The sequence below is a fragment of the Acidovorax sp. FHTAMBA genome, assembly GCF_038958875.1.
Classification (GTDB): Bacteria; Pseudomonadota; Gammaproteobacteria; order Burkholderiales; family Burkholderiaceae_C; genus Acidovorax.
Window position 1 is genome coordinate 4210040 of sequence record NZ_CP152407.1, and the last position, 23592, is coordinate 4233631.

Below are 23592 nucleotides of genomic sequence, written 5' to 3' on the forward strand. Positions count from 1 at the left end.
CGTGTAAATCAACAACTAGCCTGCCTGCTGGGTGCCAGCACCCCTTTTTCATCAAGCTTTGCACGCGCTGCCGATATCTCAATGAATCTGGCGCTTTCTCCTCACGTCCCCTGTGCCGACGGGAATTGCACCACCAGCAGGCGGCGACGATGTTGGGCGCTACATCGCGGCCTTGCTGTTGGCGCGCAGTGAGATGCTCTGCAGTGCACCGAAGGAACTTACGCCACCGTGTGGGCGCGCTTGATTGCGAAAGTTCAGGAAGCGTGGGCTCAATCATTTTTAGCCCGCAGTAAAAGCAGCAGCCCTGTTGGGCGATCGCGGACTGGATACGGAGTTTGGCCAGCTTGTTCATTTGGCAGCAGGGGTAGTGTTGAAGCTACTCCCGTTGCCGATATCCGGACAGGTCGGGCGCCGGGGCATCGCACCACTCGGCTATGCGCCAGGTAACCCGGACGCGGCCGGGTTCGCGTTAGCCCGGACAACCAATAATTTATATCGCTGCGTCCAGTCGGCGCAAGTACCGGCTGTTGCACGCATGCGTCATGCTGACTCAACAGGTAACTCGACTTGCTGCGCCGGATCCTTCGCCCTGTGCACAAACAGCTCCACCGGTGGCACCTTGATCAGCGACTCTGCCCGTTCGATGGTGCCGTGCAGCCAAGTGTCCCAGTCCCCCTTTTCCAGCGGAACCACCGTACGTTTGTCCTGCATGTCCGGCGCGCGCTTGGGGTCAGGCCTGTGCATCAGGTTGAGCACCGGCACTTCATCGCAGTTCTGCGAGATCATGGTTTCTCAACAGCAGTAACTGTTACCGGCACTTATCACCAGCGCGCTGCGACCACCAATTCGCAAACGCAAGAAGGTCGGCGTGATGCGAATCCGTGTGTACCAACAGGTCGCCCGCGTTGGGCGACCCGGTAATCCCACGCAAAATCAATGCGCGATGGATCGCGGCATCGACGCCCACGAAGTACGGCAAGTAGTCGTCGACGAAGGCGATCGGCTTTAGGGAGTTGAGCGTGTCGGCCTTAGGGCTCGCGGCCGTTGCCACGTTGTCGGTGGCGTGGACCAGGTGAATCGGGAATCCGTGCAGTCTCAGGTTGTGCTCGCGAGCTGCCCTGAATTCCGCAGGCAAGGCCGTGACGCATACCAGTTCGTAGCCCGCCGCGGCGAGCTTGTGGCACGCCTCAATCGCTCCTGGAACCGGCGGGATCGATGACCAGAACTCGTTGTCGAAGGCCCGCCGAAGCAGATCAAGCCTATCCCCTTCAACTCGCTCCACTTCCCATCTGTCGATGGGCCAGTAGGCGAGCGGATCGCGCTCGCCAGGGTACGTGCCGAACGCCTTCTGCCAAGCGCTGGCATAGGCCAAGCCGTAGTCCAGGAGGACTCCGTCAGCGTCAAGCGCGATGATTCCTTTGGTCATCAGGAAGTTTCGCACAGCAGAGCACGCCTGCACGCGCGGGTTGGGGGGCTCCCTTGTTGTCGGGACTGCTAAGCGGCAACAGTTACGTGTGCCTTCGAGAGGATGTGTTTGCCTCGCGGTGCCCCAGAACTGACGATGCAATGAGACCAACGGCGCCACCAACGATGGCCATGTTGGCGATGTTGAATGCCGGCCAGTGCCAGCCGTGCAGGTGGAAGTCCAGATAGTCAATCACGGACCCGCGCACAGCCCGGTCGAAGGCATTGCCCAGGGCGCCGCCCAGGATGAGGCTATAAGCCAAGCCCTCGAGGCTGCGCACCGGCTTGGCGAGCAGCCAAGCGAGCCAGGCCGACGCGCCCAGGGCGATGGCCAGGAAGAACCAGCGTTGCCATCCGCCGGTGCCGGCCAGGAAGCTGAAGGCCGCGCCGGGGTTCAGTACGTGGACCAGGCTGAAGAACGGTGCGACCTCGCGCGACCAGCCGAGCAGGGTGGTCAGATGAATCCAGGTCTTGGCAGTCTGGTCTGCGGCAAAGACTACAAGCGCAAGGCAATACCAGCGAGCTGGTCGGTTGACATACTTCATCGTTCTTGTTGGTTAGACCAGATCGCAGGGCCGTGGTTGGATTCAGCGCGTTGCCGCACCGTGCTCGGCCGTGAGTGCTATTGACGCGGACAGAATTTCAGCGAGTTCCGGTCTCACAGCATTGGCGCGAAGGCACTGACCGTGGCCCGGCCAGGGTTGCCAAGCGGCAGCCTGCCCGAGAGGTGGCCAAGCGGCACCAGCAGGATCCTAAACAGCTGGCCCGCGGCTTCCCGCACGTCACGCTCACGCGCGGCCAGGGCCAGCATGTACCAATGACTCCGCAGATGAAGCCAGAAGCGCTCTTGGCCAAGCACGTGCGCGGCCTCCAGGACCTTCCACCGGTCAGGTCCTCGGGATCTCGCCCGCTCCACGAGGTGAGCAAATGCTGCCCCGCGCTGCCGATCGTCTATGGCTGTCAGGTTCGTCATTTGAGACTCAGGATGCGCCGGGCACCGTTCAAGACGATCAGACCCACCACGGTGCCGATGACCAGATCAGGGTAGTTGGATCCGGTCATGGCCACCAGGAAGCCAGCCAGGATCACGCCCGCATTGGCGATCACGTCGTTGGCCGAGAAGATGTAGCTTGCCTTCATGTGCGCACCGGCATCCCGCTTCTTGGATATCAAGACCAGGCAGATGACGTTGGCGATCAGGGCCACCAGGCCCATCCCCATCATCAGGCCCGAGACAGGTTCGCTCCCGGCGATGAAGCGTCGAACGACCTCGCTGAGTGCCATGAGCGCAAGCGCCAGTTGCAACCAGCCCGCCGTGTGAGCCGCACGCGTCTTAAGGGCAGCTGCTCGGCCGACGGCAAACAGGGACAGCCCATACACCGCAGCGTCGGCGAACATGTCGAGCGAGTCGGCGATGAGCCCGGTCGATTGAGCGATGAAGCCCATCACGATCTCGATCACGAACATGGCCGCATTGATCGAGAGCAGTATCCATAGCAGCCTGGCCTCGGCCGCATTGTCAGGCGGGTCGATTTCATCGTCGTCACCCATGACCGCGTCCGATTCCAGCAGCTTGGCGCCCAGACCCAACGGCTCCAGGCGTTGCAGGACCTGCGCCACCGGAGCGCCATGCACTGCGGTCAGCTTGCGGTTGGCCAAGTCGAAGGACAGGGATTTCACCCCGGGAACGTCTTGCAGGGCCAACTTGATCATGTTCTCTTCCGATGGGCAATCCATCTTCGGGACATGGAAGGTGCTCTTGAAGCTGCCGGCGGCGCTATCGTCTACCGCGGCCGAATGCACCAGCTTCGCGCCCAAGCCCAGCGGTTCGAGACGCTGCAACACCTCGGCGACCGGCGCGCGATGCACGGCCACCAGCTTTCGGCCCGGCAGGTCGAAGGTGAGCGACTGCACGCCTTCGACGCTTTGCAAGGCCATCTTGATCATGTTCTCCTCGGACGGGCAATCCATCTTCGGAACGGCAAAGGTACTTTCGAATTTTGTGGTGGCGCTCATGGGTATTCCTCGGACTGCATAATTGGAAACCCTCTAGCAACTACAAAGTCAAGCCCGCTGCAAGGGCGGCTCATCCATGAAGATCGGCGACCTGGCCAAGGCCACCAATACGCTTCCCGAAACGGTCCGCTTCTACGAGCGCGAGGGACTGCTGCCGTCCCCCGCCCGGACCGAGGGGAACTACCGCAGCTACACGGCTGAGCACGCCCAGCGGCTCGCCTTCATTCGGCACTGCCGCAGCCTGGACATGACGCTGGCTGAGATCCGCACGCTGCTGCACTTCAAAGACGCTCCTTCCGAGAATTGCGGCGTCGTGGATGAGCTGATTGCAAGTCACATCGAGCAGGTCGTGGTCCGCATCCGGGAGCTGAAGGCGTTGGAAGCCGAATTGCGCTCACTGCACCGCAGCTGCTCGGTTGGCCGTGCCGCGGTCAACTGCGGCATCCTGGGTGGACTTGAGCGCGCGGCCAAGCAGAATTCAAAGAATGTGCGCTCGTTACCACTCGGTTCTTGACGCAGCGCGGCTGCGCGAATTCTTTCGAGCCATCCGCGACAGCGGCTTGGATGTTCTCGATCGAGATGTCTTTCCAGGACGCTTTGCGCCCATCGTGAGGCGCCCGCCCGAGCTCGAATCGGGCGACGAGGCGGTTCCTGAGCGCGAGGCCGTTGTCGCGCGGTTCGGCCTGATCCCTTTCTGGGCCACCGATATGCGCAAGGTGAAGCTGACGTACAACGCCCGCTCCGAAACAGTTGCCACCGCGAGGCCGTTCCAGGCCGCTTGGAAGAAGGCCCAGCACTGCATTGTCCCGGCTGAGGCCATCTACGAGCCAGACTGGCGCTCGAACGTGCACGTGCCCACACGTATCAGCGCGGCCGACGGCAGCCCCTTGGCGATCGCCGGGCTATGGAACACTTGGCATTCGCCTGCAGGAGAGCGCGTTCATACCTTCACGCTCATGACGGTCAACGCCGACTCCCATCCCGTCATGTGCAACTATCACCGCCCAGGCGAAGAGAAGCGTATGGTCGTCCTGCTGGACGAATCCCAGTACGACGCCTGGCTGGACGCGCCCGCCGAAGGCTCGATGGACTTCATGCAGGCTTGTCCGCCTGAGCGCCTGGCAGCCACCGGCGAGCCGGTCGAGCGAGCGCCGGCTAAGGCCGTTCCTCAAACAGCTTCCCTATTCGACTAGCGTGTCGGTGCCCCGGGCACGAAGCTCACGACCTTCGCGTGGCCGGTCGCATGCAGAATCCTGACCTCCTGCCGCAGCGCTTCGTTCACCGAGGCCATGGCCTGAAGCTGCTTGCGCAGGTCCAAGTTCTCGGCGCGCAAATCACGGGCAGTCTCCTGTTCGCGTTTGAGCGCCGCCTTGAGGCTGTCCTCGCTTGCGCCGGGCTCTCGGCCGCTCAGGCGGCGAACCTCCTTCGCGACATCCGGGTAGCGGTTGTGAATCAACGCTGGAGTGACGCCGACCTCGACCGCTAGGGCTGTGATCGTCGGAACGGCCTCGGCACGCTGCAGGCGTGCCAGAGCCTCCCACAGATCGGCGGTCGTTGTGTCTCGATTGCGCCCGCGAACCTCTTCGGGCGCCTGGCGTCGGTCCCATCTGGCTTTCATAGCGGTTCGATCCCCGGCCCCAGCTGCTTCAAGACGTCTTCGACCCGGTGGAGGTCTCGTTGCACGCGCTGGACCGCTGCCGGTCCCAACTCGCGGGCCTCCACTTGGAGCTCCAGTTGGTGGGCGTGTATTGCCTGCCACGCGATCCGCTGGGAACTGTCGATCACAGAGTCATTGCAGGCGCCGCACCGCCACGGCTCATACAGACCGGCCCCGCCACAGCCATCATCCTGGGCCAAGCAGTACGAATGGCCGGTGCTGCGGATATTGATCCAATCGGCCGTCTCCTCGATGAGAGTTTCGCGGCTAGGGAAGTCGTGGGCCCGCATGCTCACGATTCGCTGGCCGGCGCGCCCCGCCAGGGGCGTATCCGCGTGGAGCCAGCCTTCGATCAGCTCGACTTTTCGGGCACTGATCTCCGTGAACAGGTCTTCAAACAGCGCGTCATCTTGCATAGGGTTCGCCGCATACAGCTGCGTCATCTCGATGCTCGAGTGTTTGAACTGCTCCTTGAGGAAGAGGACATTTCCCAGGCGATGCCGCACGAAGGTCCAGGCGTACGCCCGGCGCAGTTGGTGAGGCGAGAGGCGCCAATCAACGCCGGCGTAGGCGGCAAAGCCTTTCATCCGGCCGGCCCAATGCAGGCCGGACACGGTCCGGATCTGCGGTGTCGGGCCTGAATTGCTCAGGAACGTTTGCCCAGTCGATGCGCTTGCTGCTGGGGGTCAGGTTCGACTGCTCGAAGTAGGGCCACAGCTCCCACACGTCGTCGCGGTAACGGCTCAGGACTTGGGTGGCGCCGGCCGGGCCCGGCGCAGAGCTGACGACCAGGTCAGCTGGCGCGCCGTCAGGGGCGGTTGCCGGGGCCATCGATGGTTGTGCGTGGCTAGGCAAGTGCGCCTCCCGAGATGCGGTACCGACTCCAGAATTTCAGAGGCTTGCTGCGGGCGGCCTCTCTGGACTGGGTCACCAGTTCCTCATCGAATTTGTCCATGGTGAACAGGTCAATTTGAGTGCGTATGAGCGTGAAGTATTCAGCCCATTCGCGGGACCTCGTGTTCCTGCTCTCGGCTTCCAGGAACCAGTAGAAGCTGAAGAGGCGGTGCAGGTCTTCACTGGTGCCGACCACGGTGTAGCTGCGACAGCTGAAGCAGCTCAAGAAATACGAGCAGCGCTGGTACGAGGCACAGCGTAAAAAGGCCGCGTGAATCGTGGGTTAAGAACTACACGAAACAGGGGCAAGGTCACTCGGGCCTGGACCGGTGCCTGCGCCGCCATGGGGCGGGCAACCTCAACGCCCTCAAGCCCCAGGAGCCACAGCCTGTGCACAAGGCGTTCAAGAGCTACGAGCCTGGCTATGTGCACATGGACGTGAAGTACCTGCCCCAGATGCAGGACGAATCGCAACGGCGCTACCTGTTTGTGGCCATCGACCGGGCCACGCGATGGGTGTTCGTACAACTCAAGGCCAACAAGACAGCCGCCAGTGCACGGGCCTTTCTGAGGGCATTGCACAAGGCCTGTCCGATCAGGATCACCAAGCTGCTGACCGACAACGGCAAGGAGTTCACGGACCGCCTGTTTGCCAGCAGGGAGCGCGAGCCCAGCGGCAACCATGAGTTCGACCAGTTGTGCCAAGAACTGAGTATCGAACACCGGTTGACCAAGCCCAGAACACCGAGAACCAATGGCATGGTCGAACGATTCAATGGCCGCATTGCCGATGTGCTCAAGACCCACCGGTTCAACAGCCGCGAGGACATGGAGCAGACCTTGCTGCGCTATGTGGTTTTGTACAACCACCAGCTGCCGCAGTCAGCACTCAAGAGCAAGACGCCGATGCAAGCCATGAAGGATTGGTATCAGGAGCACCCGCACCTGTTCCACAAGCGACCCTATGATCGTCCGGGATGCGACACATAGCAGTTTATGTTGGTTGCATCACAGCCCATTCATCCGATTCAAGATGGGTTGGCCGGACGCATACAGTTGATGGAGATGCGGTCTCCGAACTGAATGGTAAATCGGGTCAGGGCAGCTTTCCAATCCCGGATGGGCATGGTGAACCGCCCCGGGGCGGTTCACACCCACCGGGCTACTCATAACGGCGCACTGTGCATAACGACTCAAAACGGTCGCTCAAACGAATAAAAATTCAGGGGACTTCTCGGTCAGATTTCCGCAGATTGCCGCCGAAACACCGTTGCACCTGCCAATGGGCTTCGGTTCGAGGCTCGACGGCGTCTAGATCAACCGGGTCGATTCACCATAGAGCGTAGGGCGGCACTTCAATGTCAATATCTTGTTGAGTGCCACGCGACCCCGTTTTCGTCCATCGTGACTTCTATGGTGGCCTGTGCGATGAGAAAGTTTATGCAAGCAACTGCCTCACCTGTTGCCAGGCTCAGTTGCTGCGCATCCTGTTCTCCGATGGAGCGATGAAAGAGTGCAGCGAACGTATCGATGATCCGTTGAGGCCCGGTAGTCAATGTCTGACGTAACCGATTCAGTGCACTATTTTGGCCTGACCTGAGCGAGTCAAGGCGTTCATGCAGTCCATAAAAGGGCTCGTTGTGAGAGGGGAGTACCAACACATCGTTGGGAACATCCCTCATTAGTTTGTCGAGCCCTTCGTACCACTCCTTCAGCGGATTGGCCTGTGGCTCGCTGGCGAACACCGAAACATTCGACGAAATCTTCGGTAGCACCTGGTCGCCGGAGATCAGCAGTTTCAAGTCGGGGCAGTACAGAGAGGCATGTTCTGGTGAGTGGCCGCCGGTGGTGATGATCCGCCAGCCATATTTACCCAACTGGACGTGGTCGCCGTCCTGCAACCGTCGGTAGCTGTCAGGCAGAGCGTGGATATGTTTACCAAAGCTGCCGAAGCGACTGCGGTAGCTTTCAATGGCTGCCTCCGACCAGCCGGCGCATCTATTGAAGAGCACGCCGTCGGGCGGGGCTTCGCGGTTCGTGTCGGCATGCATCACGCGGCAGGTCAGGTACTCCAGCCGGCTCATGTGCAGCGGCACACCAAAGCGACGCGTGAACCAACCAGCCAAGCCGATGTGGTCTGGGTGCATGTGTGTGGCGAAAACGCCTTGGAGTGGCCGTGCCAGCGGCCCGTGCGCCATGAGGGCCAGCCAGTCGGCCACGGTGTCGGGGTTATTCAGGCCGGTATCTACCAGCACCCAGCCATCATGGGTATCTATGGCCCATACATTGATGTGGTCGAGTCGGAATGGCATCGACAGTCGGATCCAGCGTACGCCCGGGGCGATCTCGACCCAGTGTCGTGACGATGGTGGCTTGAATGGATAAATAAGTGGATTGGCTGCGAGTTCAATCATTGCTATCGTTTCATGAGGTAAGCGACGGTATAGCCACTAGGTGCATCAGACCAATGGCTTTTTAGAATTTCACTGCTTGTTGTCAACCAGCAAGGGTGCGTCAATGGGCATATCTTCTTGGATTACCCACTCGACTGAGTCGAGCCTCAGGCGGGTCAATTGCCTGAACACTTCGATCAAATCGCTTTGCGTGGCGTAGTGAGAAGCCCCTGGCGTTAGCACCGCGCGCAAGGTTGCAGTTTCCCGATGCTGCTTTTTTTCAACGATGATCTGGGCACGTTCTATAGCCGGGATCCGGATGATCAGCTCTTCCACGTTGCGTGGATAGATGAAAATTTCGCGTACTTTGACACCTTGGCCCACTCGGCCTTGCAACAAACTGATTCGTTCGACGAGACCATCCGGGGAATGGGCCAGCGCTTGCGCCACATCGCCTGTGCCAAAGCGGACCAGAGGCCAACCGCTGTCCAGCGTGGTGACCACTATCTGGCCGGGTTCGCCCGGCGGAAGGGGTGCGCCGGTGTGCGGGTCGCAGATCTGGACGAGCCGGTCAGGCTGGACCGTGTAGCCCAGTTGTCCTAGTTCCTCGTAAGCAATCAGCCCGAAGTCGCCGGTGGCATAAGCCGAGAACGTGCGGATTGCGTATTTCTGCTCCAATGCGCGGCGCTTGCCCATCCAGTCACCCAGTTCGCCGCCCAGCATTGCGGAGCGGACCTTCCATTGAGAAGGCAGGTCGTAGCCCATGCGCTCAAGCGTTTCGACCAAGGTCACGAAGAAGGAGGTGGAGGAGCAAATGCAGGTGATGCCCAGTTCCATGATGAGCTGCGCTTGTTGCTCGGCGCCGCCGGGCCCGCAGGGAATGAGCGTCGCCCCGGTGGCAGCAATGCCCGCATCTAGCAATAGGCCGGCTGGAACAAGATGGTAGGACCAGGTGTTGAGTACACGGTCACCGGGGCCGATTCCCGCCTGCCTGAACACATGCGAGAAGCCCTTGCCAGTGTCTTCGTCGAAAGAATGGGGTTCATAGACGGGGCCTGGGGAGACATAAATGCGGCGGATAGATGTGTCGTCGGCAGCGAGAAACCCACCGAATGGCGGTGACTGGCGCTGCTTATCAAGCAGTGAATCCTTACTTGTGACGGCGAGCCGTGCAAGGTCGGCAGGGCCTTGGAGATCCTGCGGCGTCATCATTGCAAGCTGATAGACCGCGCGGATGGCCGGGGCGCGGTCGTAGGCGAATTGCTGCGAAGCACGCAGTAGTCTGAATCGATCGGTGGTGGGTAACGTATGCATGGCGTTGCCGTCCTAGTGGCCCGTGAAGCGCGGGGTGCGTTTTTCGTTGAATGCGGCCAGGCCTTCGTGGAGATCGGCGCTGTGGGAATGCACTTCAGAGGCCAGAAGCTCCAATCGCAGGGCGGTGTCTAGAGGCTGTTGCAAACCATCGTCGACCAGCGTTTTCATGCGGCGCAGGCCAAGGGGGCTCTTCGTGGCAATTTTGTCGGCCACGGCTTGTGCAACGCTTTCGAGCTGGTCGTCGTCCACCACTTGGTTGACGAGGCCCGCTTCCACAAGATCTGCCGCGTCCACGAAGTCACCCGTGAAGAGAAGGTACTTGGCGCGTGTGGGGCCAATGACCCGCGGCAGGCGCACCGACCCCCCCCCTCCGGGGATCAGGCCGTAGTTGGCATGTGCGTCGCCAATTTTGGCGCTCCTTGCCGCCAGCACTAGATCACAGCACAGCACCAGTTCGAGCCCGCCCGCCAGAGTTATGCCGTTCAGGGCGGCGATCACGGGTTTTGGAAAGCGGTCAATCCGGTTCATGGTGGACAGTACGCTGTCCAGAAAGCCACTGGTGCCACTTTCGCCCGCTTGCGTCTTGACGTACTTGAGGTCGGCGCCCGCGCAGAAGGCCCGTCCAGTGCCCGTCAATACGACGGATATCACGTCTCCGCGGCTCTGTGCTTCGTTGAGTGCGTGGTCTATTCCCCGAAGCACCGCCGGGGTCAGCGAGTTCATTGCATCAGGTCGGTTCAGGCGAATCCACATGGTGCCTTTTCGTACGTCTGTAATCACAACCGGTGTCGACATCAGGGGTTCCTTGCTGGCTTGCGTGTTCATGGATCGATTCTGCTTTTGCCTCTGTTTTGAGGGACATGGGGTTTTCCATTACCCATAGGTTAAAAATTCTACCCTAAAGTAAAACAATTAAACAAATGGAGTTCTTCATGCGAAGTAAGAGCAGCCCGCTCATGTTCCCGCTATCGGGTATCAAGATCGTCGAGTTCGAGGGGATCGGCCCAGGGCCCTTAGCTGGGTTCATGTTGATGCAGATGGGCGCTGACGTTACTGTGGTCGGGCGGCCAGGTGCGAGCGCATTGCCTGATGAGCTCACTCCGAAGGACGGGGCGCTCTTGTCGCGCGGCAAACGACGCGTCACATTGAATCTCAAGAACGACGAGGACAAGGCGCGGGCGCTGGACATGGTCGCGCAAAGCGACGGGTTGATTGAGGGCAACCGCCCGGGTGTGATGGAGCGCCTGGGTTTGGGTCCCGATGTATGTGGTGAATACAACCCGCGGCTTGTGTATGGGCGCATGACGGGCTGGGGGCAGGATGGGCCGCTGGCTCAGGCCGCCGGGCACGACATGAACTATGTCGCTCTCACTGGGCTCATGTCGATCACCGAGCAACCGGGACACCCTCCCATGCTTCCACCCACAGTGGTTGGGGATGCTGCCGGCGCCCTCGGGTTTGCATTTGGCATGGTGTCGGCGTTGCTAGGCGCGCGGGATAAGGGCCAGGGCTGCGTGGTTGACGGCGCCATCATTGATGTGTTGGCAATGCTGTCGCCGCTCGTGCAACTGATTCGTCAAGGTGGCGGATTGGAAGGCAGCGAACCCAGTGTCTTCCATGACTCACCCTTCTACGACCGCTATCTGTGCAGCGATGGGCGATACATCACGGTCGGTGCAATCGAGCCACAGTTCTATGCATTGCTGTTGACGCAATTGCAGCTGACGGATGTCGACCCCGCACGGCAAATGGACAAGACTTTGTGGCCGTCTCTCAAGGCGCGGATTGCGCAGCGCTTTGCTTCCCAACCTAGTACGTACTGGAATGCACTGATGGAAGGCACTGACAGTTGCTTTGCGCCGGTGCTCACCATGGCCGAAGCCGCCGCTCATCCCCACAACGTGGCTCGTGGTTTGTACAGCGTGACTGAGCAGGGCGATATTGAGACTGCGCGGGGCATGCGATTCCTGCCGCTTTGCTGAGCCGCGAATGTGATACCAAGGGTAATCCCTGGCAAGCAGTTGAGAATTTTACTGTACAGTAAAAACATCTTACGCAAAGTAATTTATTTGACTTTCATGGATCAAGAAGATCCGCCACGGAGAAATGCGATGGAAGATATCTATGTGGTTGGTGTGGGGATGACGCCATTCGGACGGCATCTGGACAAAGACATCAAGGCGCTCACACGCGAGGCCACGGCGGCTGCTTTGGCGGACGCGGGATTGGAAAAAGAAGACTTGGAAGCGGCCTTTTTTGGGAACACTTCCCAGGGGCATATGGATGGCCAGCACATGATTCGTGGGCAAATTGCGCTGCGGGCCATGGGGATTGGGCGCATTCCGGTGGTGAACGTCGAAAACGCTTGTGCAAGCGGCTCGTCGGCGTTCGTTCTAGCCTGCAATCACCTCAAGTCGGGTGCTGGCGATGTCGCTTTGGCTGTTGGTGCAGAGAAGATGTTCTCATCCGACAAGCTCAAGATGTTCTCGGTGTTTGACAGTGCCTGGGATCTCTCGCGTGCAGAAGAGATTCGTGGGGAGTTGATGAAGATGGGGCGCGACGTGGCGGTGCCCGAGGGGAGTACCTCACCCAGGCCGTACAGCGTTTTCATGGACGTGTATGCGGCGTTTGCACGATCGCACATGCGCACTTTCGGGACGACGCAGCGCCAGTTAGCCGCCGTTTCATCCAAGAACCACGCGCACTCCATGCACAACCCGCTGTCGCAGTACCGGATGGCTTACAGCATCGAAGAGGTGCTCGCCGCGCCGCCGATCACCTACCCATTGACTCTGCCCATGTGCTCCCCGGTGTCTGATGGCGCAGCAGCAGCCATCATTTGCACACGCTCGGCGCTTATGCGCTTGAACATCGATGAAAAGCGTGCCATCAAGGTGTTGGCGGCAGTAGTGCAAAGCGGTTCCGACCGGAGCGAAGACGACTACACCAACCACTGCACAGCACTGGCTTCGCGCAGGGCATATGAACTGGCAGGTGTTGGCCCAGCAGATATCTCGGTGGCCGAGGTGCACGATGCCACGGCCATGGGTGAAATCATTCAGACAGAAAACCTCGGTTTCTGTGAGTTCGGCATGGGCGGTGTGATTGCCGAGCGGGGTGATACCCGGATTGGTGGCCGCATTCCCGTTAATCCGTCCGGCGGCCTGGAGTCTAAGGGGCACCCTGTTGGGGCCACCGGTATTGCCCAAGTCCATGAGTTGGTAACTCAGCTTCGCGGGGAAGCCGGACTGCGGCAGGTGACTGACGCAAGGATTGCGCTGGCAGAAAACGGTGGCGGTCTTGAGGGCATTGAAGAAGCTGTTGCCTGTATCACCATCTTGGCGCGCTGAGCGCTGCACTCAATAAGAGACAAGAGAAACAGTATGGATGTCAAAAATACCATTGCCTTCGTCACAGGAGCTGCTTCAGGCCTGGGGCTCGCCACTTGCAAGGCATTGCTTGCGGCCGGAGCGAGCGTCATGGCGGTTGATCTGGACGAAGAGCGCCTTGCGAGCGAGGTGCTGCCGATGGGCGAGCGCGTGCGAATCCAGAAGGTTGATGTTTCGGACGAGGCCAGTGTGAAGGCTGGCGTAGACGCGGCAGTGGCGGAATTTGGTGCGCTGCATGTGGCGGTAAATTGCGCGGGAATTCTGGGTCCCTGCAAGACGCTTTCAAAGGGCGAGTTATTCCCGATGGATCTTTGGAACCGGGTGATCGCCATCAACCTGACCGGGACATTCAACGTGGTGCGCTATGCGTCGTTGGCCATGTCGCAGAACGAGCCCAATGTCGACGGTGAACGGGGGGTCATCGTGAACACGTCATCTGGTGCTGCGTGGCAGGGTCAAGTGGGCCAGGCCGCATATAGCGCCAGCAAAGCGGCGGTCATTGGAATGACGCTTCCGGTGGCGCGGGATCTTGCGCAACACGGAATCCGAGTGGTGGCCGTGGCGCCTGGTCTGTTTGAGACCGCCATGTCTGCAGGCATGCCAACGAAGGTGTCGCAAAACATTATTGACAACGTCATCCTCTTTCCTCATCGCATGGGGCAGGCACAAGAGTTCGGTGGACTGGTTCGGCACGTTGTGGAAAACGCCTATTTGAATGCCACCACGATCAGCCTGGATGCGGGTGTCCGTTGTTAGTCGTGGTCCATTGATCGCTGCGAGCATTCCCGCAAATGGATGCGTAGACCCTGCAAAGGTCTTATGAAGGAAATTCGATGGACAAAGCCAAGAATTCAGAGTGGAGGTACCAATGAATGCAGCCATTCAAAGCCAGCGGGAAGGCGTGGTGCTGACAGCCCAGAATCTGCTGCTGCAGTTCGGTGGAGTTGTGGCGCTGAATGATGTTTCGATTGATGTGCGCAAGGACGAGCTGCTGGCAATCATCGGGCCGAACGGAGCGGGAAAGTCTTCTCTGATGAACTGCCTGAGCGGGTTCTACCGCCCCAAGAAAGGCGAGATATCCCTGGCCGGGCACAACGTGCGCGACATGGCGGTTCACGACGTGGCGGCACAGGGCCTAGCGCGCACCTTTCAAGGTACGCACATTTTTTCGGGCATGACCGTTATCGAGAACCTGATGGTGGGGCGCCACATGCACATGCGGGCCAATCTCGTGCAGTCATTTTTCCATTTCGGCCCGGCAAAACGGGAAGAAGTTTTGCATCGGGAGGTGGTGGAAGAAATCATTGAATTTCTTGAAATTGAATCCATCCGGCATGCGCCGGTGGGCAGCCTCGGTTATGGGCTTCGCAAGCGCGTGGACTTGGGGCGCGCACTGGCCCAAGACCCGAAGATTCTGTTGATGGATGAGCCTATGGCCGGTATGAATACTGAAGAGAAAGAAGACTTGGCACGTTTCATTCTGGATGTGCGCGAGGCAAAGCGCATTCCTATTGTTTTGGTGGAGCACGACATGGGTGTGGTGATGGACCTGGCTGACCGCATCGCTGTGCTGGACTTTGGACGCAAGATCGCCGATGGAACGCCCAAGGAGATCCAGGCTAATCCCGCAGTGCTTAAAGCCTATCTTGGGGAGGGCGTCCAATGAAACTCGAAATCGCGACCCTTCCCCAGTTGCTGCGCAAGCATGCGCATGCTAACCCCAACCGTCTTTCCCAGCGCCATAAGCAGCGCGGCATTTGGCGGGAGTACAGCTTTGCGGATGTGCAGCGCAACGTTCGAGAGATTGCGCTGGGCATGCACCAAGCAGGCGTCAAAGCGGGTGAGACCATTGCCATCATTGGTGAGAATGAGCCGCAGCATTACTGGGCCGAGTATGCCGCGCATGCACTGGGATGCAAAGTTGTATCCATGTACCCGGACCTCACTTCGGAGGAGGTGGCCTATCTTTTGGACGACAGCGAAGCAGTCATCTTGTTCGCGCAGGACCAAGAGCAGGTTGACAAGGGCCTGGATGTCCGGAACAAGACGTTGAAGATGCGCCACATTGTGTATTGGGATGAAACGGGTATGTGGTCGTATAACGACCCCATCCTGCAAACCTTCGATGGCATGCAGCGGCAAGGGCGTGAAATCCATCAACGTAACGGAAAGATGTACGACGCGCTAGTGGATGCGGGAGCCCCCGATGACATAGCGGTTCTTTCTTACACTTCCGGCACGACGGGGCAGCCCAAGGGCGTGATCCTCACGCATCGCTTTTTGATCGACAACGCCCAGCGCTTGATCGATTCCATGGATGTGAAGCCGGGTATGGAATACCTGAGTTACATCGCGCCATCCTGGGCCACTGAACAAATATATGGCATCACCATGGGATTGGGATTGCCCATGGTAGTGAACTTCCCCGAGGGCCCGGAGCAGGTGTTGTCCAACATTCGGGAATTGGCGGTGGAAGGTATGACATTTGCTCCGCGCCAGTGGGAAAGCATGGCGTCCTCTGTGCAGGCGCACATGCTCGACGCAGGACCCATTCGACGAGGTGTCTACGAGTGGGGCATGAAGATCGGTCACACCGTTAATGTGGGGCGCTTGGATGGAAAACCCGTTGGCCTGCTGGACCGGTTGCTGTTTCCTATCGCCAATGCACTGGTTCTGCGCCCGTTGCGAGATCTGCTCGGCCTGACCCGGCTGCGCTGTGCCAGCTGCGGTGGTGCCACCATGGCACCGGATGTGTTTCGCATGTTCCATGCCATGGGTATACCTCTGCGCAACATCTATGGCTCCACCGAAACCGGGTTGCTGACATGCCACCAGGGTGACCGATTTGATCTGGAGACCGTAGGGCACTGGATGAAGGCGCATCCAGAGGCGGGCCCACCATTGGAATGGCGCTTGAGTGCGGACGGAGAGCTGCAGATTCGTGGCGGAAGCCCGTTTCTGGGCTACTACCGCAGAGAGGGTTCCGTAGAGTCGAAGGTGAAAGATGGCTGGTTCTACACGGGCGATGCCGTAACGAAAACTGAGCTAGGCGAGCTCGTGTTCCTGGAGCGGTTGTCGGACCTCAAGCGTTTGCGCAGCGGAGAAACCTTCCCGCCGCAGTTCGTCGAGACCCGCCTTCGGTTCAGTCCCTTCATCAAGGACATCATGACGGTGGGAGACGAGACGAGGGACTTCGTGGCCGCTCTCATCAATATCGACATGGCTGTTCTGTCGCGGTGGGCAGAAGACAAGCGGATCGGATTTTCAACCTTTACCGATTTGTCACAGCGGCCAGAGGTCGCAGAGTTGATCAGTCAGGAAATTACCCGTGTGAATCAGTTTTTGCCGGCGCATGCGCGGGTCAAGCGATTCGCCAATTTTCCAAAAGAGCTTGATCCGGACGAGGGCGAACTAACACGTTCGAGAAAGCTGCGGCGCGAATTCCTGGAGGTGCGATACGCCACGCTGATCAACGGTTTATATGACGGCTTGCACGCCGTGCGTATCGATATTCCTGTGACCTACCAGGACGGTCGGCGCGGCAATTTCGAGGCTCTGGTGTCCATCCATGACACGGACGCCGCAGGGTCAGACCACCTGGGCGCAGCCCGAAGCAGAGGACGGAAATGATCGATTTTATTAACTACCTGATAAACGGTGCGCTGTCAGGGCTTCTGTATGCGTTGATCGCCATGGGTTTCGTCGTGATCTATCGCGCGTCAAAGGTGTTCAACTTTGCACAAGGTGAGTTGGTGGTCTTTGGCGGCTACATGGTGTGGTGGACGATTATTCAGATGGGTCTACCGCTGTGGGTCGGATTGCCCGTGGCATTCGTTAGTGCTGCAATTTTTGGTTTCATGATTGAGCGGATATTTTTTGCCCGTCTGGTTGGGGAATCCGTCTTCTCGATGGTCATGGTGACGATCGGTCTCTTGATTCTGATCCGAGGCGTTGTGTTGGTGCTTTTTGGTCCACAGGTGCGTGCTTTTCCGATCATCTTTCCTCTGGATCCGATCATCGTTGGCGATCTCATCGTCTCCCGTTCGATGCTCTACGGTGGAATTATGACCATCTTCATCGGCGTTGGCCTCTCCTGGTTTTTCAACCGGACAAGGGCTGGCTTGACCATGACGGCCGTGGCGGAAGACCACCAGGTGGCCATGTCCATGGGCATCTCGGTGCAGCGTTCCATTGCCTTTGCGTGGGTGCTGGGATCCGTGCTTTCCACACTGGGGGCGATAGTGCATTTGAGTGGCCGCTCCATCAACATGATGAGCTCCGACATCGGCCTGGCTGCCTTGCCGGTGGCCTTGCTGGCTGGGTTGGAGTCCCTCGCAGGTTTGCTGATCGCCGGTGTTTTGGTGGGTGTGATTCAGGGTTTGGCTTCGGCCTATCTCGATCCCCTGGTGGGGGGAGCGCTGGGCTCCGTCTTTCCTTTCATCATCATGCTGGTGGTGTTGTTAATTCGTCCCACCGGCATGTTCGGGTGGAAAACCATTGAGAGGGTATGAGCATGGATCCCGCAGGTGTATTCGCGACTTCTTTCGCCAAAGACCAAGCACTAATTCGCACGCGCAGCCAGGCGGTGGCATTGGGCCTGTTTGTTATAGCGTTGTTTGCGCTGCCCCTGATCAGCGAGGTCCGCTGGGTGGCGATCATGACCTCTATGCTGATTACTGCAGTGGTGGTCATGGGGCTGCAGATCAATACTGGTCTAGCGGGTCAGATCAATTTGGGTCAAGCTGCGTTCATGGGGGTTGGTGCGTATGCAACAGCGCTCCTAGCGACGAAAGGCCACCTGCCTTTCTGGCTGGCTTTGCCCATCGGCGGGCTGTGCGCGGCGCTTTTTGGGCTGGTGTTTGGATTAACCGCAATGCGCATAAAGGGTTTTTACCTTGCCTTGACCACGATTGCTGCGCAGATTTTGTTCCACTTCTTTGTGCTCAACCTGCCTGCCAAGTGGCTGGGGGGATCTAACGGCATCACTCTGGAACCAGCACAGCTCCTTGGTTTCGTTTTCAACACCGATACCCGCATTTACTACCTGTGTCTGGTAGTGGCCTTCATCATGATTGCGGGCGCCTACGGCGTCGCACGCAGCCGCCATGGTCGAATTTTTGCGGCAGTGCGCGATGACGACGTGGCCTCAGGAATGATGGGCATCAATGTCGTGCGCACCAAGGTACTTGCCTTCTTGCTGGGTGCGTTTTACGCGGGCATCGGTGGAGGGCTCTGGGCTTACTACGTCAGGTTCGTGGCGATTGACCAGTTCACCCTGATCCACTCGATATGGTTCATCGCGATGATCATTGTGGGTGGCATGGGGTCGGTGACGGGCGCGCTGATCGGCGTGTTTGTTATCCGTACTGCCCAGGAGACGATCACCATCGTGGGCCCTTCACTGGTCGAGAACTTTTCCTTCCTGAGCGGAGATGTTGTTTTCGCAGTGATGAATATTTTCCTGGGTGGAGTCATCGCGGCCTTTCTGATCTTTGAGCCACGCGGTCTGATGCACCGGTGGAACATCGTCAAGCGGTCTTATCGCATGTGGCCTTACCCATATTGACCGCAATCCTGTTTTCTGCAGCCACCTTAGGCGCTGGGAAGGGCTGCTCCAATGCAAAGCGCTACTACAAAAGGAGACTTTTTTTATGAAAACGAATCGAGCAAAGTTGTCGGCAATGGTCAAACTGGGGCAACGCGGCGCTTTACTGGCGTCAGCCTTGTGCCTTGGCGGCATGGCACAAGCTCAGACTACTTACAACGTGGCTGGCCTGGCTGACTTCACCGGACCTTTCGCAGACATCATGAAAGATATGACGGGATGCCGCCGTGCGGTGCTCGACTGGTGGAGCGAAGAGGTCGGTAAAGCGCAGGGCGTCGCATTGCGAATCAAGGATTTCGACACCCGCTATGACGTCGCCCAAGTGGCCAGCCTCTGGCCAGGCATCAAGTCCGAGCTCAACCCGGTGGCTGTTCTGGGTGTGGGCGGTGCAGATACCAATGCGCTGCAGCAGCGCTTGCCTAGTGACAAGGTGCCTCTTGTCCAGTCGACAGCAGGATATGGATTTGCTTGGAAGGGTGATAACTGGGTGTTCAATGCCCGTGCCACTTACCCGCACGAAGCGGCTGCGTTTTATGTGTGGATGCAGAAGAAGTCGGGTTCGTCTGCTCCTCTCAAGGTGGGGGTGATTTCATCGGAAGTATCGCCGGCCTACGTGGACATCCACAAAGGTGTCGAGAAGTTCGCTAAGGACAATCCGAAGATCATTGAAGTCGTTGAAACGATTTATACCGAAGCACAGCCGACCGACCTTACCCAGCAGGTCAGCCGCCTGGTCCGCAAGGGGGCCACGGTACTGCAGGTGTTCAACAATACAGCATCGGTAGTGGCGACACGGCGCGCCCTGCAAAGCCTTGGAAAAACCAATATTCCGATAGTGGTTAGCGCTCATAACGGGTTGCTTTCGTCGGGGAAAGCGCTGGGTGACCTGAGCCAAATGGATGGAAACTATGAGGTCTATGGCATGGCCATGGCCGCCGAAGGCGCAACACCGGCACGGGACTTCTTCGAGAAACTGCGCAGCCAATACAAGTTGCAAGCCGCCTATAACTCTGCCTGCATTATGGGCATGAGCCAAGCGATGTTGACGGTTCGTGCCGTTGAAAATGTTGTCAAGGTCAAAGGTGCTGGCGGTGTGACGGGCGAAGAGGTTCGCGCTGCACTGCTGTCCACCCCCATGCCTACCGAGCGCAGTTTTGGCTTGTTGCCCAATATCAAGTTCAACAATGATGCGCCGTTCCCGACCTCGGGCACAGCCGTCAACATCGGCACCGTCGAAAAGGGAAAGTACAAACTTCTCGAGCAGAACGTTCCGGTTCCTGTGTTGAACAAGTGGTAATTGCAAATCGGCCTGGGTCTCGGGCCACCGAGACCCAGGCCACATCATCTGGAGCTACCCGTGCTTGAACTGAACAACGTTGAAGTCCTCTACAGCGACGTCATTCTTGCTGTCAAAGGCATTACCGCCAAAGTCCCCGCTGGACAGTGCGTGACCTTGCTGGGCGCCAATGGCGCTGGCAAGAGCACCACGCTCAAGGCCATCTCCAACCTGGTCAGGACAGAGGATGGTCGTGTGACGGCGGGGAGTATTCAATTTGATGGTGCGGACATCACCGGTGCCAACCCCGTCGATGTCGTTCGCAAGGGGTTGGTACATGTCATGGAAGGGCGCAAGGTTCTCCGCCACATGACAGTGGAGCAGAACCTGGTGGTGGGCGGTCATATGGGCAGCGCTGGCGATGCCAAGGAAATGCTTGATGAGGTGTATAGCCGCATCAAGCGTCTGAAAGCCTTGCGTACTCGCACAGCAGGTTACCTGTCGGGCGGCGAGCAGCAATTGCTGGTAATTGGACGGGCCCTGATGGCCAAGCCTAAGTTGGTGATGATCGACGAGCCTTCGCTCGGCTTGGCTCCGCTGATGGTCGATGAGGTCTATGGTTTGCTGAGTGACCTCAAGACCAGCGGTCTGACTCTGCTGATCGTGGAGCAAAACACCCGCGTCGCTCTGGATTTAGCCGACTACGGCTATGTGATGGAGAGCGGACGGATCGTGTTAGAGGGCCCCTCCAACAGCTTAAAGACCAACGAGGACGTTCGAGAGTTCTACCTCGGCCTGACGGTCGATGGGGAGCGCAAGAGTTTCCGCGACATGAAACATTACCGCCGCCGCAAGCGCTGGCTGGGTTGACCGCATTGGGTCAGTCGTTTTCCAAGTTTTCAAGGATGGGTTTATGAGCATCGTTTCCAATGCATTGCTGAGCGAACAAGAAGTCATTATTCGGGAGTCTGCCCGGCGTGTCGCGACTGAAGTGGTGGGTAGCACGGCCGCCGAACGTGATCGCACGGGGGCTTGGCCACACGACGAAATCAAGGCAGTTGCCGACGTAGGCTTCATGGGCATGCTCGCCCCGCCAGCATACGGCGGTTCCGGGCTTTCATTCGTGGAGTATTGCCTGGCTATTGAAGAATTCGCAGCGGCCGATGGTGGCTTCGCCACCATGATGCACGTCCACAACTCAGCTGCGCACGTGTTACGTAGTTTTGGAACCGAACAACAGATGGCCCGCCATCTGCCGGATCTGGCCAGTGGCAAGCGCATTGGTGCCTTTTTATTGTCAGAGCCCCATGCAGGCTCGGATACCGCAGCCATCCGGACCACGGCTAAGCGGGACGGCGACGTTTATGTGATCAATGGCAGCAAACAATGGATTTCCAATGGCAGTGAAGCGGGCTTTGCGCTCGTCGTGGCAGCAACTGCGGAACCAGGTGCCCGTCACCGCTTCAGCCTGTTCATCGCGGACCCCGAAGATCCAGGCTACCAATGCTTGCGTATCGAAAGGAAGCTGGGCCAGCACACGGCCCACACGGCTCAGATTCAGCTGGACAACATGCGTGTTCCAGTTCAGAACATGATCGGTGAGGAAGGGCGCGGGTATGGCAAAGCACTATCGCTGTTGTCCGATGGGCGCATCGCAATCGCCGCCCTGGCCATCGGCATTGCCCGTGCAGCGCTGGAGGCAGCCATCCGCTACGCCAAAGAGCGCGAGGCCTATGGCAAGCCACTCACCGAACTGCAGGCCATTAGCTTTGATTTGGCGGAAATGGCCATGCAGGTTGAGGTGGCGCACCAGTACATGCTGTATGCAGCTCGTCTTACGGATGCGGGCCTGCCAACCAGTAAGGAGGCCTCCGTTGCTAAACTCTATGCCAGCGAAATGGCTGAAAAGGTTTGCTCTGCGGCGCTGCAAGTGCATGGTGGCTACGGGTATGTCAACGACTTCCCGGTCGAGCGCTATTATCGCGATGTGCGCGTTACAAAGATCTACGAAGGCACTAGTCACATTCAAAAGTTGATCATTGCGCGCAGTATCTTGGCTGGCTGATGAGCACGGCCTTTCTCCGCAGGCCTATCGGCGAAAGCAGTTCGATACACTTTGCCTCAGTTAGCGATACGAATGCCCTCAAGGAAAACAACACCAATGAGTACGCCAATTGAGGCAAAGCCCAAGTCACTGACACGCAATGCTGCCAAAAGATCGGGCAAGGGCGCAAAATGGAACAATGCGGTCAGCGGCGCGGATGAGCAGTACCAGCTCAAAAAGCAAGCTGTCATTGCGGAAGCTTCGCGCGCATTTGGCCGCCATGGGTACAAGAATGTGTCCTTGGACGAGATTGCAAAAACGCTCAACGTCACCAAGCCTGCCCTCTACTACTACTTCAAGAACAAGCAGGAACTTGTCTACGAATGCCACGAGCTCGCCATGCATTTGGGAGATCGCGTCTTGCAAGACGCGATCGCTTCGGAAAATACTGGTTTCGGTCGGATCTCGGTCTTCATTAAGAACTACATCTCGTTGCTAACGGATGAAATGGGCGCACCGGCGATCCTCCAGGATTTCTCCGGTATGACTGTGGCGGATCAGAAAAAAATCACTTTGCGTCGGCGAAAGTTTGATCAAGAGCTGCGCAAAGTGCTCGAGGGGGGTGTTCAGGATGGTTCCATTGCCCCGTGCAACGTGAAATTGGCGGTGTTCTGGTTCATGGGCGCTGTTAGCTCGATTACCCAATGGATGCATATCGATGGCAGCCTTGGAAGCGACGAAGTGGCCGATATTTTTATCGGTTTTCTTGCGCATGGTATTCGTCCCAGTCAAGCGTGAATCTGGCGCAACAGGCTTGGGCTTCCGGTTGTGTTCTTCGCAGTGAGGCAATTCTGGCGGACATCGTCGTGCATGGCGGAAACCGGTGCTGGAATCAGGTCTTCAGGCTTGATCAGGATGGCAAGGTGGTCGAGTTCTTCGAGGCAGCCAATGCGAGTCTTTCTGCTTCGACGATGGGATGCTGAGAAGCTGGTCGGCCCACACGGGAATCCAAGGCGGCTTTCAAGGCGTGTGCGATGGCCCAATGAATTAGTGGGCAGTGACGCATTCAATGAATGGAGAGCACCACAATTGCGCTCAGGAATAGGCCCCGGATTGCGCGCGCAGGAGGTGGCTACGCACCAAATCCAGCCCGCCGGGTCCGCTGAGAACATCCAGTGGACGACGATGACCAAATGTCGGTGCCAATTCCAACAGCCATTGGTCAAGCCAAGCCCGCGCGTCAAAACCTACTGGTGTTCCTGATTCATCAACCATACGCTGAACAAGTGCGGAGAGGGTAGCGATATCGTCTTCGAGGGCCATGGCCCATTCTGATCTGCACGCCAGATGAATGCAATGCACACGTCCGGGCAAGGTATCTTGAATTGAAGGGAGTTCCCCGCCCTACCACCGCCTGCATGACGAACATGGAGGCGATGAACTGCAGTGGGCGATTCAGCGAATTGCTCGCTTGCTTTGGGCGGACATATGAAAACTGCCTTGGTCTTCGGCTGGGGTGCAAGAGTGTGGGGGGTATTTT

At 58.5% G+C, this 23592-nt stretch carries 26 protein-coding genes and 1 pseudogene; 15 read left to right on the top strand and 12 right to left on the bottom strand.

Annotation, left to right across the window (positions count from 1 at the left end):
• Positions 1-540 precede the first annotated feature (540 nt).
• From AAFF19_RS19620 to AAFF19_RS19640, 5 genes are all read right to left on the bottom strand, one after another.
• Positions 541-786: a hypothetical protein gene (locus tag AAFF19_RS19620; protein WP_199227788.1), complete on the bottom strand. Its 246-nt coding sequence runs from the start codon at positions 784-786 to the stop codon at positions 541-543.
• A gap of 22 nt (positions 787-808) precedes the next feature.
• A complete protein-coding gene (locus AAFF19_RS19625) occupies positions 809-1426 on the bottom strand; it encodes a hypothetical protein (protein WP_020228492.1) in 618 nt (205 codons plus the stop codon).
• A gap of 82 nt (positions 1427-1508) precedes the next feature.
• Complete coding sequence (gene lspA, locus AAFF19_RS19630) at positions 1509-2009, bottom strand: signal peptidase II (RefSeq protein WP_137747719.1); 501 nt, start codon at positions 2007-2009, stop codon at positions 1509-1511.
• Between the two features lie 113 nt (positions 2010-2122).
• Entirely contained in the window at positions 2123-2437 is a 315-nt protein-coding gene (locus tag AAFF19_RS19635) for a DUF3703 domain-containing protein (RefSeq protein ID WP_020228494.1), read from the bottom strand.
• A complete protein-coding gene (locus tag AAFF19_RS19640; protein ID WP_056642836.1) occupies positions 2434-3480 on the bottom strand; it encodes a cation transporter in 1047 nt (348 codons plus the stop codon). Before AAFF19_RS19640 ends, AAFF19_RS19635 begins: the two co-directional genes overlap by 4 nt.
• A 76-nt stretch (positions 3481-3556) precedes the next feature.
• On the opposite strand from AAFF19_RS19640, the gene cadR reads away from it, so the two are divergent.
• Entirely contained in the window at positions 3557-3994 is a 438-nt protein-coding gene (cadR, locus tag AAFF19_RS19645) for a Cd(II)/Pb(II)-responsive transcriptional regulator (protein WP_020228496.1), read from the top strand.
• On the top strand, positions 3966-4673 hold the full coding sequence (locus tag AAFF19_RS19650; protein ID WP_082564899.1) for an SOS response-associated peptidase family protein: 708 nt from the start codon (positions 3966-3968) through the stop codon (positions 4671-4673). The genes cadR and AAFF19_RS19650 overlap by 29 nt, the downstream gene beginning before the upstream one ends.
• Here the strand turns inward: AAFF19_RS19650 and AAFF19_RS19655 are convergent.
• From AAFF19_RS19655 to AAFF19_RS19665, 3 genes are all read right to left on the bottom strand, one after another.
• Positions 4670-5098: a hypothetical protein gene (locus tag AAFF19_RS19655; RefSeq protein WP_020228498.1), complete on the bottom strand. Its 429-nt coding sequence runs from the start codon at positions 5096-5098 to the stop codon at positions 4670-4672. The two genes, AAFF19_RS19650 and AAFF19_RS19655, sit on opposite strands and share 4 nt — an antisense overlap.
• Positions 5095-5751, bottom strand: a complete 657-nt coding sequence (locus AAFF19_RS19660) for a tyrosine-type recombinase/integrase (protein ID WP_108499779.1) — start codon at positions 5749-5751, stop codon at positions 5095-5097. Before AAFF19_RS19660 ends, AAFF19_RS19655 begins: the two co-directional genes overlap by 4 nt.
• Positions 5752-5984: 233 nt before the next feature.
• Positions 5985-6227 (bottom strand): hypothetical protein, encoded by a 243-nt coding sequence (locus tag AAFF19_RS19665; RefSeq protein WP_056642833.1) that lies wholly within the window; start codon positions 6225-6227, stop codon positions 5985-5987.
• A 119-nt stretch (positions 6228-6346) separates the two neighbouring features.
• Here AAFF19_RS19665 and AAFF19_RS19670 point away from each other — a divergent pair.
• A pseudogene (locus AAFF19_RS19670) lies at positions 6347-7021 on the top strand (IS481 family transposase); the annotation flags it as partial.
• Between the two features lie 371 nt (positions 7022-7392).
• On the opposite strand, the gene AAFF19_RS19675 reads toward AAFF19_RS19670, so the two are convergent.
• The 3 genes from AAFF19_RS19675 to AAFF19_RS19685 all read right to left on the bottom strand — a co-directional run bounded on the left by AAFF19_RS19675 (position 7393) and on the right by AAFF19_RS19685 (position 10563).
• A complete protein-coding gene (locus tag AAFF19_RS19675; protein ID WP_056642830.1) occupies positions 7393-8445 on the bottom strand; it encodes an MBL fold metallo-hydrolase in 1053 nt (350 codons plus the stop codon).
• Positions 8446-8514: 69 nt separating this feature from the next.
• On the bottom strand, positions 8515-9738 hold the full coding sequence (locus tag AAFF19_RS19680) for an AMP-binding protein (protein WP_056642827.1): 1224 nt from the start codon (positions 9736-9738) through the stop codon (positions 8515-8517).
• A gap of 12 nt (positions 9739-9750) precedes the next feature.
• Positions 9751-10563: an enoyl-CoA hydratase-related protein gene (locus tag AAFF19_RS19685; protein WP_231940633.1), complete on the bottom strand. Its 813-nt coding sequence runs from the start codon at positions 10561-10563 to the stop codon at positions 9751-9753.
• 95 nt (positions 10564-10658) lie between these two features.
• On the opposite strand from AAFF19_RS19685, the gene AAFF19_RS19690 reads away from it, so the two are divergent.
• The 12 genes from AAFF19_RS19690 (at position 10659) to AAFF19_RS19745 (ending at position 23035) form a co-directional block, all read left to right on the top strand.
• Positions 10659-11720, top strand: coding sequence for a CaiB/BaiF CoA-transferase family protein (locus AAFF19_RS19690; protein ID WP_231940634.1), 1062 nt, complete (start codon positions 10659-10661; stop codon positions 11718-11720).
• Between the two features lie 129 nt (positions 11721-11849).
• Complete coding sequence (locus AAFF19_RS19695) at positions 11850-13088, top strand: thiolase family protein (RefSeq protein WP_056642825.1); 1239 nt, start codon at positions 11850-11852, stop codon at positions 13086-13088.
• A gap of 33 nt (positions 13089-13121) precedes the next feature.
• Positions 13122-13883: an SDR family NAD(P)-dependent oxidoreductase gene (locus AAFF19_RS19700; RefSeq protein WP_056642823.1), complete on the top strand. Its 762-nt coding sequence runs from the start codon at positions 13122-13124 to the stop codon at positions 13881-13883.
• Between the two features lie 112 nt (positions 13884-13995).
• On the top strand, positions 13996-14793 hold the full coding sequence (locus AAFF19_RS19705; RefSeq protein ID WP_056642819.1) for an ABC transporter ATP-binding protein: 798 nt from the start codon (positions 13996-13998) through the stop codon (positions 14791-14793).
• Positions 14790-16757 (top strand): AMP-binding protein, encoded by a 1968-nt coding sequence (locus AAFF19_RS19710; protein WP_056743885.1) that lies wholly within the window; start codon positions 14790-14792, stop codon positions 16755-16757. Before AAFF19_RS19705 ends, AAFF19_RS19710 begins: the two co-directional genes overlap by 4 nt.
• Positions 16754-17638, top strand: coding sequence for a branched-chain amino acid ABC transporter permease (locus AAFF19_RS19715; RefSeq protein WP_056743883.1), 885 nt, complete (start codon positions 16754-16756; stop codon positions 17636-17638). Before AAFF19_RS19710 ends, AAFF19_RS19715 begins: the two co-directional genes overlap by 4 nt.
• A gap of 2 nt (positions 17639-17640) precedes the next feature.
• Entirely contained in the window at positions 17641-18693 is a 1053-nt protein-coding gene (locus tag AAFF19_RS19720; protein ID WP_056743917.1) for a branched-chain amino acid ABC transporter permease, read from the top strand.
• A gap of 85 nt (positions 18694-18778) precedes the next feature.
• The gene (locus AAFF19_RS19725) at positions 18779-20029 is read left to right on the top strand and encodes an ABC transporter substrate-binding protein (RefSeq protein ID WP_083235468.1); all 1251 of its coding nucleotides are present in this window, start codon (positions 18779-18781) and stop codon (positions 20027-20029) included.
• A gap of 60 nt (positions 20030-20089) precedes the next feature.
• Entirely contained in the window at positions 20090-20878 is a 789-nt protein-coding gene (locus tag AAFF19_RS19730; protein ID WP_056743881.1) for an ABC transporter ATP-binding protein, read from the top strand.
• A 43-nt stretch (positions 20879-20921) separates the two neighbouring features.
• Complete coding sequence (locus AAFF19_RS19735) at positions 20922-22073, top strand: acyl-CoA dehydrogenase family protein (protein ID WP_056743879.1); 1152 nt, start codon at positions 20922-20924, stop codon at positions 22071-22073.
• 96 nt (positions 22074-22169) lie between these two features.
• The gene (locus AAFF19_RS19740) at positions 22170-22850 is read left to right on the top strand and encodes a TetR/AcrR family transcriptional regulator (protein ID WP_056743877.1); all 681 of its coding nucleotides are present in this window, start codon (positions 22170-22172) and stop codon (positions 22848-22850) included.
• A complete protein-coding gene (locus tag AAFF19_RS19745; protein WP_146191287.1) occupies positions 22847-23035 on the top strand; it encodes a hypothetical protein in 189 nt (62 codons plus the stop codon). Before AAFF19_RS19740 ends, AAFF19_RS19745 begins: the two co-directional genes overlap by 4 nt.
• Before the next feature lie 112 nt (positions 23036-23147).
• On the opposite strand, the gene AAFF19_RS19750 is transcribed toward AAFF19_RS19745, so the two are convergent.
• Complete coding sequence (locus AAFF19_RS19750; protein ID WP_082564895.1) at positions 23148-23375, bottom strand: antitoxin Xre/MbcA/ParS toxin-binding domain-containing protein; 228 nt, start codon at positions 23373-23375, stop codon at positions 23148-23150.
• Between the last annotated feature and the right edge of the window lie 217 nt (positions 23376-23592).

Coding starts and splice junctions, on each gene's coding strand:
- cadR (WP_020228496.1), top strand. CDS start 3,557: ATGAAGATCGGCGACCTGGCCAAGGCCACCAATACGCTTCCCGAAACG.
- lspA (WP_137747719.1), bottom strand. CDS start 2,009: ATGAAGTATGTCAACCGACCAGCTCGCTGGTATTGCCTTGCGCTTGTA.
- AAFF19_RS19690 (WP_231940634.1), top strand. CDS start 10,659: ATGGAGTTCTTCATGCGAAGTAAGAGCAGCCCGCTCATGTTCCCGCTA.
- AAFF19_RS19640 (WP_056642836.1), bottom strand. CDS start 3,480: ATGAGCGCCACCACAAAATTCGAAAGTACCTTTGCCGTTCCGAAGATG.
- AAFF19_RS19735 (WP_056743879.1), top strand. CDS start 20,922: ATGAGCATCGTTTCCAATGCATTGCTGAGCGAACAAGAAGTCATTATT.
- AAFF19_RS19675 (WP_056642830.1), bottom strand. CDS start 8,445: ATGATTGAACTCGCAGCCAATCCACTTATTTATCCATTCAAGCCACCA.
- AAFF19_RS19725 (WP_083235468.1), top strand. CDS start 18,779: ATGAAAACGAATCGAGCAAAGTTGTCGGCAATGGTCAAACTGGGGCAA.
- AAFF19_RS19650 (WP_082564899.1), top strand. CDS start 3,966: ATGTGCGCTCGTTACCACTCGGTTCTTGACGCAGCGCGGCTGCGCGAA.
- AAFF19_RS19625 (WP_020228492.1), bottom strand. CDS start 1,426: ATGACCAAAGGAATCATCGCGCTTGACGCTGACGGAGTCCTCCTGGAC.
- AAFF19_RS19705 (WP_056642819.1), top strand. CDS start 13,996: ATGAATGCAGCCATTCAAAGCCAGCGGGAAGGCGTGGTGCTGACAGCC.
- AAFF19_RS19635 (WP_020228494.1), bottom strand. CDS start 2,437: ATGACGAACCTGACAGCCATAGACGATCGGCAGCGCGGGGCAGCATTT.
- AAFF19_RS19685 (WP_231940633.1), bottom strand. CDS start 10,563: ATGAACACGCAAGCCAGCAAGGAACCCCTGATGTCGACACCGGTTGTG.
- AAFF19_RS19715 (WP_056743883.1), top strand. CDS start 16,754: ATGATCGATTTTATTAACTACCTGATAAACGGTGCGCTGTCAGGGCTT.
- AAFF19_RS19655 (WP_020228498.1), bottom strand. CDS start 5,098: ATGAAAGCCAGATGGGACCGACGCCAGGCGCCCGAAGAGGTTCGCGGG.
- AAFF19_RS19680 (WP_056642827.1), bottom strand. CDS start 9,738: ATGCATACGTTACCCACCACCGATCGATTCAGACTACTGCGTGCTTCG.
- AAFF19_RS19710 (WP_056743885.1), top strand. CDS start 14,790: ATGAAACTCGAAATCGCGACCCTTCCCCAGTTGCTGCGCAAGCATGCG.
- AAFF19_RS19720 (WP_056743917.1), top strand. CDS start 17,641: ATGGATCCCGCAGGTGTATTCGCGACTTCTTTCGCCAAAGACCAAGCA.
- AAFF19_RS19750 (WP_082564895.1), bottom strand. CDS start 23,375: ATGGCCCTCGAAGACGATATCGCTACCCTCTCCGCACTTGTTCAGCGT.
- AAFF19_RS19695 (WP_056642825.1), top strand. CDS start 11,850: ATGGAAGATATCTATGTGGTTGGTGTGGGGATGACGCCATTCGGACGG.
- AAFF19_RS19620 (WP_199227788.1), bottom strand. CDS start 786: ATGATCTCGCAGAACTGCGATGAAGTGCCGGTGCTCAACCTGATGCAC.
- AAFF19_RS19700 (WP_056642823.1), top strand. CDS start 13,122: ATGGATGTCAAAAATACCATTGCCTTCGTCACAGGAGCTGCTTCAGGC.
- AAFF19_RS19740 (WP_056743877.1), top strand. CDS start 22,170: ATGAGTACGCCAATTGAGGCAAAGCCCAAGTCACTGACACGCAATGCT.